The sequence below is a fragment of the Nonomuraea sp. NPDC003201 genome (assembly GCF_053590415.1).
Window position 1 is genome coordinate 1 of sequence record NZ_JBSFTC010000357.1, and the last position, 10,404, is coordinate 10,404.

A 10,404-nucleotide genomic window follows, 5' to 3' on the forward strand; every position below is an offset into this window, starting at 1 on the left:
TGGGCCGCCCCCTCGGCGGCCGGCGTCAGCCCGGAGCCGACCGCGACGGTGATCTGCTCAAGCGACGGACCCTTCACCGGGGACAGGAACTCCAGCGCGGGCGCGGTGGCGCTCTTGTCGATGTACACCTGCAGGTCCTTGGCCACCTGCACGGCGTCGTCCGGCAGCTTGGCGCCCGTGATCCGGTACGGCCCCGAGGGCTGCACGACCTTGCTGACCGCTTCGGTCGCGGCCGGCGAGGCGACGAAGGCCAGGAACTTCTTGGCCGCGTCCAGGTTCTTGGTGGTCTTGGGGATGTAGACGCCGCCCGGCTCCCAGAGGGTGGCGCCGTTCTTGGCCGGGTCGGCGCCGGGGATGCCGAAGAAGCCGACGTCGGTGGCCGCCTGCGGCATCGTGTCCACCAGCGGCGGCACCTGGGCGCTGAGCATCGGGTAGTGCGCGCCCTTGCCCTCGACCAGCATCTTCATGCCCTGGTCGGCGGTCGCCGAGCCGAAGCCCTCGTTGAGGTAGCCCTTGGCCTTGACGTCGGCCAGGTGCTGGAACCCGGCCAGCGCCGCCGGCGTGGTGGCGAACTTGGCCTTGCCCGCGGTGTAGTCGGCGGCGAAGTTCGGGACCGCGGCCTGCACGTTGTAGAAGTCGCCGAGCACGAACAACTGCGAGGTCCAGGTGTCCTTGAACGTCGAGATCACCGGCGCGATCCCGGCCGCCTTGATCTTCTCGTTGTTGGCCATGAACTCGTCCCAGGTCTTCGGGACCTGCAGGCCGAGCTTCTCGTAGACCTTGCGGTTGTAGAGGATGCCGCCGCCCAGGGCGGTGCCGGAGGGCACGCCGAACACGTGGTCGCCCTGGCTCACCACCGGCAGGAAGTCCTTCTGGACGTTCTGGATCGCCGGGTCGCCGGCCAGGTCGACCAGGGTCTGGGACGGGTTGAGCGCTTGCAGCAGCGACCCGGAGTTGTACGCGAACACATCTGTCATGTCGCCCGTAGAGAGCCTGGTCTTGACGATGTTGTCGCCCTCGCTGCCGGGCGGTCGCGTCTCCATCTCGATCTTGATCTTGGGATTGGCCTTCATGAAGGCTTCCGTCATGGCCTTGGCCGTGTCGACCGAGCCCTGGCCGTTGTCCACGAGGTATTTCAGGGTGACCGTGCCGTCGGCTGCCGGCTCGGCGCCCGAGCTTGAGCCGCAGGAGGTCAGGGCCGTCATCGTGAGAACGGCCAGAGCCGCTCCCAGCGCGCGGTGAGAGGTCTTCACAACGCCCCTCCGGGTCCGTTGAATCGTTTTAACGCCCCCCGATGCGAGTTAACGTAAGCGTTACAGGGCCTGGCGGTCAAGGCTCGATTTGAGGAACGGTCCCCAATCGTGATCCACGTGGAGTGGGTGGACTCTTGGATATCCGATCTCTTGAATGGGTAACGTTATTCATCGCGGCACCGGCCTGGAGCTCGTACAATCGGGTCGCGTCGAGTCGAACGGGGTGCGTCACATGGTCACGCGCGACGGGCGGCGACGGGTGACGATCACCGATGTGGCGAGCCACGCCCGGGTCTCCACCACCGCCGTGTCGAAGGTGCTGCGCAATGCGTACGGGGTCAGCGAGGCGATGCGCGTCAAAGTGCAGGCCGCCATCGACGAGCTCGGCTACCGGCCGCAGGCCGCGGCCCGGGCGATGCGGGGGCGCACGTTCACGTTCGGCGTGGTGCTGCCGCACATCAGGAACCCGTTCTTCGCCGACATCCTCGACGGCTTCGACGAGCAGATCGCGGGCGCCGGCTACCAGGCCATCATCGTCCAGGGCAGCGGCAGGGACGCCGAGGCCGAGGTCCGCGCCATCGACGCCCTGGTGGACCGGCAGGTGGACGGGATCCTCGTCGTCGCCGCCGTCATCGCCAGGGCCCGCCTCGAAGAGATGGCCAGGAACACGCCCACCGTCGTGCTCGGCCGCCACGACCGTTCGGCGGTCTACGACTCCGTGCTCGACGACGACGAGGCGGGGGCCGAGCTGGCCGTCGAGCATCTCATCGCGCTCGGCCACCGCCGCATCGCGCACATCACGCAGAAGGACGTCGGAGCCGTCCGCTCCGTGACGCTGCTGCACACCATCAGGGCCAGGACGTACGAGCGGGTGATGGCCGAGCACGGCCTGGCCGAGCACATCGCTCTCGCCGCCACCGCCTACACCGAGGAGGGCGGCCACCAGGGGACGTGCGAGCTGCTGGCCCGCACGCCCCGGCCCACCGCGATCTTCGCCGGCGCCGACCAGGCGGCCTTCGGCGCGCTCGCGGCCATCCACGAGGCCGGGCTGGCCGTACCCGGCGACGTCTCCGTGGTCGGCTACGACAACGCGCGCGCGGCGGCCCTTTCCCACATCTCGCTGACCAGCGTGGACCAGGACGGGATCATCATGGGCAAGACGGCGGGGCGGCTGCTGCTGGAGCGGATCGAGGGCCGCACGACGGCGGTGCGCTTCTCCGTCACACCCACCCTGGTGACTCGCCGCTCCACCGCCCCGCCCGCCTGACGCGCGGGCGTCAGGTCAGAAGGAGTACGGGCCGAAGCGGCCCCAGGCCACGACGGCGGCCAGCAGGAGGAGCACCGCGTTGATGGCGATCCCCTGGTATTCCTTGCGGCGGACGTGTACGACCGCGGCCCCGATCATGACGATGACCAGGCCGGCGGCGGCCAGCGGCGTCAGCACCGGGACGATGCCCAGCGCCGCGGGCAGGATGAGCCCGATGCCGGCCAGCACCTCCAGGGCGCCGATGCCCTTGACGGCGCCGGCGGAGAAGTCCTCCGTCCAGGCCAGGCCGGAGGTGGCCAGCTTCTCCTTCGGCTGGGACAGCTTCATCAGCCCGGCCCCGAGGAAGGCCAGGGCGAGGAGGCCGGCGATGATCCACAAAACGACGTTCATCGGGAGTCCGATCGATGGCGAGATGACTTAAAGCTTCAACCGGAAGATACGCACGTCGCACTTGAAGCGTCAAGCGTGAGGCGACGCGTGATCACTTGATTCATCAAGTTAGAGTGGAGAACATGGAGCACCCTCAGGAGCCGCGCTGGCTGACCGCCGAGGAGATGGAGAGCTGGCTGGCTCTGGTCACCGTGCTGATCAAGCTGCCGGCCGCGCTGGACGGGCAACTGCTGCGCGACGCCGGGATCAGCCACTTCGAATATCAGGTGCTGGCGGGGCTGTCGATGACCCCCGAACGCACCATGCGCATGAGCGACCTGGCGGTGATCTCGGAGGGGTCGCTGTCCCGCCTGTCCCACGTCGTCAACCGGCTGGAGAAGCGCGGCTGGGTGCGCCGCACGCCGGACCCGGAGGACGGCCGCTACACCCTGGCCATCCTCACCGGGGAGGGCTGGGAGAAGGTCGTCGAGACCGCCCCCGGGCACGTCGAGGCGGTACGCGGCTTCGTCTTCGACCCTCTTACCAAGGCGCAGATCCGGCAGTTGCGCGAGATCGGCCGCCGCATCACCCACGCCATCGACCCCGGCGACAGCTGCCTCGACCGGCACCCGGCCACGGCGCGCCCGGAGCCCGACCCTGACGCAACCCCCAACCGGGAGCTCTCATGACATCCATCCTCAACCCGGACATCCCCGCCGGGGCCTACGACGCGTTCCTGCCCGGCGCGCTGCCCCGGGCGCGGGCCCAGCGCCCCTGGACGCCCGCCGACGGCCCGCTCCCCGCTCTCTACCTCAGCCACGGAGCGCCCCCGCTCTTCGACGACGGGCCCTGGATCGGCGAGCTGTTCGCCTGGGCGCAGTCGCTGCCCAAGCCCAGGAGCGTCCTCATCGTCTCCGCCCACTGGGAGGCCGCGCCGCTGGCCCTGTCCGCGCCCGCCGCCGGCACCCCGCTGGTCTACGACTTCGGCGGCTTCCACCCGCGCTACTACGGCATGACGTACGACACCCCCGACGCCGGCGCGCTCGCCTGGCGGGTGGCCGCGATGATGCCCGACAGTGAGCCGGTCCACCAGCACCCCAGCCGCGGCCTCGACCACGGGGCGTGGGTGCCGCTGATGGCCATGTACCCGCTGGGCGACATCCCGGTGCTGCAGCTCAGCATGCCGACCCACGACCCCGACCGGCTGCTGGAGCTCGGGGCGCGGCTGGCCCCGCTGCGGGAGGAGGGTGTGCTGGTGATCGGCTCGGGGTTCATGACGCACGGGCTCCCCTTCGTCACCTCGGAGATGCTCCACCGGGGTGTCGTCCCCGCCTGGTCCTCCGACTTCGACGCCTGGGCGGCCGACGCCCTGGCCAGGGGTGACGTGGGGGAGCTGGCGGCGTTCCGGACCCGCGCGCCCGGCATGCCGTACGCGCATCCGACCGTCGACCACTACATCCCGCTGTTCGTCACGCTGGGGGCGGGCGGCCGGGTGGACCGGCCGGTGATGACGGTCATCGACGGTTACATGATCGGATTCTCCAAGCGATCCTTCCAGACGGTCGCGTAGCACCGATACGTACGGCAAGAATCCAGAAAGTTTCGGTCAGCGTGACGGCGGCGCGGTGCTGGCGCGGACGATCAGCTCGGTGCCCAGCTCGACCCGGGTCTGCGCCAGCGGCTCGCCCTGCGCGAGCTTCATGAGCATGGCGGTGGCCGTGGCGGCCATCTCGGTGAGCGGCTGGCGGACCGTGGTCAGCGGCGGGACCGCCCACTCCACCGAGGGCAGGTCGTCGAAGCCGACGACGCTCAGGTCACCGGGGATGCGCAGGCCCAGCTCGTAGGCGGCGCGATAGACGCCGACGGCCTCCCCGTCGTTGCAGGCGAAGATCGCGGTCGGCCGGTCGGGCAGGCGCAGCAGCCGGTGGGCCTGGGCCAGGCCGCCCTCGATCATGAAGTCGCCCGAGCCGATCAGCTCGGGGTCGACGGGCACCCCGGCCAGGTCGAGCGCGGTGCGGTAGCCGTCGAGCCGGGCCCTGCTGGACAGGGCCCAGTCGGGCCCGGTGATGACGGCGATGCGGCGATGGCCGAGGTCGATCAGGTGGCGGGTGGCCGACAGGCCGCCGCTCCAGTTGCCCGCGCCGACCGAGGGGACGCCGTGCCCGGGGTCGCCCGACGGGTCGAGCAGCACGATGGGGATGTCGCGGGTGACGAGCTGGTCGCGCTGCTCCTCGGTCAGGCCGGAGAACACCGCGATCACGCCCGCCGGGCGGCGGCTCAGCACGCCTTCGATCCAGCCGTGCCCGGGGCCGGAGCGCTGCTGCATGTCGGAGATCACCACGGCCAGGTGATGCTCGCGGGCGACCTGGTCGACCCCCTTGATCATCTCGATCGGATAGTCGCCGCCCAGAGCGTGGAACACCACCTCCACCAGGGCTGACGCGTTGACCCGCCGGCGCTGCCGGCGGTAGCCGTGGCGGCGGATGAGGCCCTCGACGAGGGCGCGGGTCTCGGGGGCGACCTCGGAGCGGCCGTTGACCACCTTGGAGACGGTCGCGGTGGACACGCCGGCCAGCTCGGCGAGCTGCGTGATGGTCAGTGGCTGGGGCGTGGCGGACGGCTCCTCGGTGGCGGTCATGGCCGCAGTCTAACGGGAGGGTTTCGGAATATGGGACCGATTGTTTCGGCGATCTTACGAGGAGGTTCTTGACGGGTTTCGGGAATCAGACCTAGAGTCCGGGCTTAACGATCGGACCTTGGACCGAAACTTTCCGACGCGCTGGCGACCCCCCATTCGAAGGAGCGCGGCATGCATCGACCTGTCTCCCCACGCGGCGTGACGGCAGCGCCCGCCTACTACGTCCTCGCCACAGCGCTCCGCTCCTGAGCGCCGGACCCCACCGAAAGAGACCGACGTGAAGTTCCGCAACGTAACCCCGGTCGTGCTCGCCGCGGCCCTCGCCCTGTCCACGGCCGCCTGCGGTGGCGGCGGTGGCGGCACCCCGTCCCAGCCGTCGGGCGGCGACAGCAAGTCGTTCGAGTTCTGGTCGTTCTCCGGGATCGACCAGAAAGCCGACGTCGACAAGTACCTGAAGCAGAACCCGGGCGTGCAGATCAAGCTCACCGAAGTGGGCAGCTCGGTCGAGACGGCGCAGGCGCTCACCACGGCACTGGCCGGCGGCAAGGTGCCCGACCTCGTCCTCATCCAGGGCGACGACCTGCCCAAGTTCGTCCAGCAGCCCCAGAACTTCTACGACCTGCGCCAGCTCGGCGCCGACAAGATCAAGGGCGACTACCTCGACTGGGTGATGAGCGCGAGCACCGCCAAGGGCGGTGAGATCATCGGCATCCCGACGGACGTGGGCGGCATGGCCGTCGCCTACCGGGCCGACCTGTTCAAGGAGGCCGGGCTGCCGACCGACCGCGAGGAGGTGGGAAAGCTCTGGCCCACCTGGGACGCCTTCATCGAGACCGGCAAGAAGTACACCGCCAAGACCGGCAAGGCATTCATGGACAACGCGGCCACCAGCGTGTTCTACCAGGCGGTCAACCAGGGGCCGCAGAAGTACTACGACCCCTCGGGCAACGTCGTCTACAGCACCAGCCCGCAGGTCAAGACGGCCTTCGACCTGTCGCTCAAGGCCGTGCAGGCCGGGATCACGGCCAAGCAGGGCTCGTTCACCGAGGGCTGGACCGCGGGCATGGGCAAGGGTCAGTTCGCGGTGATCTCCGCGCCGTCGTGGATGCTGGGCGCGATCCGCAGGAACGCCCCCGACACCAAGGGCAAGTGGGACATCGCCACGATTCCCGGCGGGGCGGGCAACTGGGGCGGCAGCTACCTGGCGATCCCCAAGGGTGCCAAGAACGCCAAGGCGGCCTGGGAGTACATCACCAAGACCCAGTCGCCGCAGGGCCAGCTGACGCACTTCTTGGGCTCCGGCGCGCTGCCCACGACCCCGTCGGTCTACAAGGACGCCCAGCTCACCGGGCTGAAGGACGAGTTCTTCTCCGGCGCGCCGAGCGGCGCGATCTACACGAACTCGCTGCTCGGGCTCAAGCCGTTCTACATCGGCCCGGACAGCTCCGCCATCGGCCAGGAGCTGCAGAACGCGATCACGAACGTCGAGCAGGGCAAGGGCGACCCGGCCAAGGCGTGGGACACGGCGCTGGCCAACGTCAAGACGGCCATCGGCAAGTAGGACCAGCGTGACGACGAGCCTCAGCACGTCGCGGGCGGTGGAGACGCCGCCCGCGCTCACGACTCGGGTGCGGCAGAGCATCGGCGAGCGCATCGCGCCGTACTTCTACATCGCCCCCTTCTTCCTGATCTTCGCGGTCTTCGGCCTGGTTCCGCTGCTGTTCACGTTCTACGTGGCGCTGTTCGACTGGAACCCCATCGGCGAGCACGTCTTCATCGGCTTCGACAACTTCAGCCGCCTGCTCGCCGACGCCCGGTTCTGGAACGCGCTCAAGAACACGATCAGCATCTGGGTGCTGTCCACCGTCCCGCAGCTGGTCCTGGCGCTGCTCCTGGCCCACCTGCTCAACCACGCGCGGCTGCGGCTGGCGGTGTTCTTCCGGATGTCGATGCTGGTGCCGTACATCACCTCGGTGGCGGCCACCGCGATCGTCTTCGCCCAGATGTTCGACCGCGACTACGGCCTGCTCAACTGGCTGCTCGGGTTCGTCGGCGTGGAGCCCATCGACTTCAAGCAGTCGGTCTGGGGCAGCCACCTGCTGATCGCCGTGATGGTGACCTGGCGCTGGTTCGGCTACACGACCCTGCTCTACCTGGCCTCGCTGCAGGCGATCCCGCGCGCGATCTACGAGGCGGCGGCGGTGGACGGCGCGGGCGGGTGGAAGCAGTTCCGCCACATCTCCATCCCGTCGCTGCGTCCCGTCATTGTCTTCACGGTCGTGACCTCGACGATCGGCGGGCTGCAGATCTTCACCGAGCCGCTGCTGATCTCCCGGTCGCAGACCTGCGGGGCGATCCGGCAGTGCCAGACGCTCACGTTGTTCCTGTACGAGCAGGGCTTCGGCCAGTTCCAGTTCGGTTACGGCGCGGCCATCGGCGTGGCCCTGTTCGTCCTCGTCATCGTCGCCGCGACGGTCAACTACCTCCTGTCCACCCGCATCCGCCCGGAGCGCTGATGACCTCCAAGAGCAATCGGGTCCCCTGGTGGACCTACCTCCTGCTGGGGCTGGCCGCGTTCGCCTGCGTCTTCCCGCTGTACTGGATGTTCGTGGTGGCCACGACCGACTCGGCGACCGCCACCCAGCTGCCGCCGAAGATCACGCCGGGCGGCAACTTCTTCCACCTGGCCGAGCTGGTGTTCACGACCGTGCCGTTCGTGCGCTCGATCGTCAACAGCCTGATCGTGGCCGGGACGATCGCCGTCGGGCACGCGGTGCTCTGCTCCCTGGCCGGGTTCGCCTTCGCCAAGCTGCGCTTCCCCGGCCGCAACGTGCTCTTCCTGATCGTCGTGCTCACCATGACCGTGCCCACGCAGCTCGCGGTCATCCCGCAGTACATGATCATCTCCTCCCTGGACTGGGTGGACACGTTGCAGGCCCTCATCGTGCCCGGCCTGGCCAGCGCGTTCGGGATCTTCTGGATGCGCCAGCACCTGTCCACGACGATCAGCGACGAGATCCTTCAGGCGGCCCGCATCGACGGGGCGAACACCTGGCAGATCTTCTGGCGCATCGCGTTCCCGCTGGTGCGGCCGGCCGCGTTCGTGCTCGGGCTGCTCGGCTTCGTCACCTCGTGGAACGACTTCCTGTGGCCGTTCATCGTGCTGAAGTCGCCCGAGATGTACACCGCGCAGATCGCCATCAAGGCGCTGCAGAACAGCCTCGACGTCGACCTGGGCCTGGCCATGTCGGGCTCATTCCTGGCCACCCTGCCGCTGCTGGTGCTGTTCGTGTTCGTCGGCAGGCGGATGGTGGCGGGGATCATGGACGGCGCCTTCAAGGGCTGAGAACTCATATTAAGGAAGTCATGACATTCGTGAATGAGCCGTGGCGTGACCGCGGCCGCCCGTCCGCCGAACGCGTCGAGGCCCTGCTGGCCGAGATGACGCTGGAGGAGAAGGTCGCGCAGCTCGGCTCCGTGTGGATCCAGACCGACGACCCCGGCAACGTCGCGCCCCTGCAGGACCGCTTCACCGCGGTGGAGGGCCTGGAGGAGCGGCTGCGCGACGGGGTCGGGCATCTCACCCGCGTGTACGGCACCACGCCGCTGTCCGCGGCCGAGGGAGCGGCCCGGCTGCGGGAGCTGCAGGAGCGCGTGGTGACCTCGAACCGGCTCGGCGTGCCCGCGATCGCCCATGAGGAGTGCCTGACCGGGTTCGCGACGTTCGGGGCGACCGCGTACCCGACGCCGCTGGCCTGGGCGGCGACGTTCGATCCCGGTCTGGTCGAGCGCATGGCGGCGGCGATCGGCGCCGACCTGCGGGCCGCGGGCGTGCACCAGGGCCTGTCGCCGGTGCTGGACGTCGTACGCGACTATCGCTGGGGGCGGGTCGAGGAGACGCTGGGCGAGGACCCGTACCTGGTGGGCAAGATCGGCGCGGCCTACGTGCGCGGGCTGGAAAACGCAGGGATCATCGCCACTTTGAAGCACTTCGCCGGCTACGCGGCCTCGCGCGCGGCCCGTAACCACGCACCCGTCAGCATCGGGCCGCGCGAGCTCGCCGACGTGATCCTCCCGCCGTTCGCGACGGCGCTGCGCGAGGGCGGCGCGCGTTCGGTGATGAACTCCTACACCGACCTCGACGGCGTCCCCGCCGCCGCCAGCGCGGACCTGCTGCGGCGGCTGCTGCGGGACGAGTGGGGGTTCGAGGGGACGGTGGTGTCGGACTACTGGTCCGTGCCGTTCCTCGCGTCCATGCACCGGGTGGCCGAGGACGTCGCGGCGGCGGGCGCGATCGCGCTGTCGGCCGGGATCGACGTGGAGCTCCCCGACACCCGCGGGTACGGCCGCAACCTGGTCGAGCAGGTGAAGGCGGGCCACGCCGACGAGGCGCTCGTGGACGAGTCGGTACGCCGCGTGCTTCGGCAGAAGGTCGACCTCGGCCTGCTGGACGGCGGCCCGCTCGTCCCGGACGGCGCCGAGGACGTGGACCTGGACAGCGCGCGCAACCGCGAGCTGGCCGCCGAGGTCGCGGAACGTTCCATCGTGCTGCTGTCCAACCCCGGCCGGGCTCTGCCCGTCGACCCGCTCGTGACCCGGCGGCTGGCGGTCATCGGGCCGTGCGCCGACGACCCGCGTACCCTCATGGGCTGCTACTCCTTCCCCAACCACGTGCTCGACCGCTTCCCCGAGAGCGGCATGGGCCTGCCGGTCGCCTCGATCCTGGAGGGCCTGACGGCCGAGTTCCCCCACGCCGACGTGCGCCACTGCCTCGGAGCCGAGGTGTCGGGCGACGACGCGTCGGGGATCCCCGAGGCTGCCGAGGTCGCCGCCCAGGCCGACCTCGTGCTGCTGTTCGTCGGGGACCGGGCCGGGAT

Annotated in this window: 10 protein-coding genes; 7 read left to right on the forward strand and 3 right to left on the reverse strand. The window is 69.7% G+C overall.

The window, feature by feature from the left end:
• A partial coding sequence (locus tag ACWDX9_RS53695; RefSeq protein WP_449969928.1) for an ABC transporter substrate-binding protein occupies positions 1-1,253 on the reverse strand: 1,253 nt, incomplete at its 3' end.
• Positions 1,254-1,485: 232 nt separating this feature from the next.
• Here ACWDX9_RS53695 and ACWDX9_RS53700 point away from each other — a divergent pair.
• On the forward strand, positions 1,486-2,520 hold the full coding sequence (locus tag ACWDX9_RS53700; protein ID WP_364257079.1) for a LacI family DNA-binding transcriptional regulator: 1,035 nt from the start codon (positions 1,486-1,488) through the stop codon (positions 2,518-2,520).
• Between the two features lie 15 nt (positions 2,521-2,535).
• Here the strand turns inward: ACWDX9_RS53700 and ACWDX9_RS53705 are convergent, their stop codons facing one another.
• Complete coding sequence (locus tag ACWDX9_RS53705) at positions 2,536-2,910, reverse strand: DoxX family protein (RefSeq protein ID WP_350740892.1); 375 nt, start codon at positions 2,908-2,910, stop codon at positions 2,536-2,538.
• Between the two features lie 122 nt (positions 2,911-3,032).
• On the opposite strand from ACWDX9_RS53705, the gene ACWDX9_RS53710 reads away from it, so the two are divergent.
• Together ACWDX9_RS53710 and ACWDX9_RS53715 are read left to right on the forward strand one after the other, a co-directional pair.
• The gene (locus ACWDX9_RS53710) at positions 3,033-3,578 is read left to right on the forward strand and encodes a MarR family winged helix-turn-helix transcriptional regulator (protein ID WP_449969931.1); all 546 of its coding nucleotides are present in this window, start codon (positions 3,033-3,035) and stop codon (positions 3,576-3,578) included.
• Positions 3,575-4,459 (forward strand): dioxygenase family protein, encoded by an 885-nt coding sequence (locus ACWDX9_RS53715; protein WP_449969934.1) that lies wholly within the window; start codon positions 3,575-3,577, stop codon positions 4,457-4,459. The genes ACWDX9_RS53710 and ACWDX9_RS53715 overlap by 4 nt, the downstream gene beginning before the upstream one ends.
• Positions 4,460-4,495: 36 nt before the next feature.
• Here the strand turns inward: ACWDX9_RS53715 and ACWDX9_RS53720 are convergent, their stop codons facing one another.
• On the reverse strand, positions 4,496-5,527 hold the full coding sequence (locus ACWDX9_RS53720) for a LacI family DNA-binding transcriptional regulator (RefSeq protein ID WP_449969936.1): 1,032 nt from the start codon (positions 5,525-5,527) through the stop codon (positions 4,496-4,498).
• A 277-nt stretch (positions 5,528-5,804) separates the two neighbouring features.
• Here ACWDX9_RS53720 and ACWDX9_RS53725 point away from each other — a divergent pair, with 277 nt between their 5' ends.
• The 4 genes from ACWDX9_RS53725 to ACWDX9_RS53740 form a co-directional block, all read left to right on the forward strand.
• Complete coding sequence (locus ACWDX9_RS53725; RefSeq protein ID WP_449969939.1) at positions 5,805-7,088, forward strand: ABC transporter substrate-binding protein; 1,284 nt, start codon at positions 5,805-5,807, stop codon at positions 7,086-7,088.
• Positions 7,089-7,095: 7 nt separating this feature from the next.
• Positions 7,096-8,043, forward strand: coding sequence for a carbohydrate ABC transporter permease (locus ACWDX9_RS53730; RefSeq protein WP_449969942.1), 948 nt, complete (start codon positions 7,096-7,098; stop codon positions 8,041-8,043).
• Positions 8,043-8,873, forward strand: a complete 831-nt coding sequence (locus ACWDX9_RS53735) for a carbohydrate ABC transporter permease (RefSeq protein ID WP_449969945.1) — start codon at positions 8,043-8,045, stop codon at positions 8,871-8,873. Before ACWDX9_RS53730 ends, ACWDX9_RS53735 begins: the two co-directional genes overlap by 1 nt.
• Positions 8,874-8,893: 20 nt before the next feature.
• The coding region (locus tag ACWDX9_RS53740; protein WP_449969948.1) for a glycoside hydrolase family 3 N-terminal domain-containing protein at positions 8,894-10,404 on the forward strand (1,511 nt) is incomplete at its 3' end.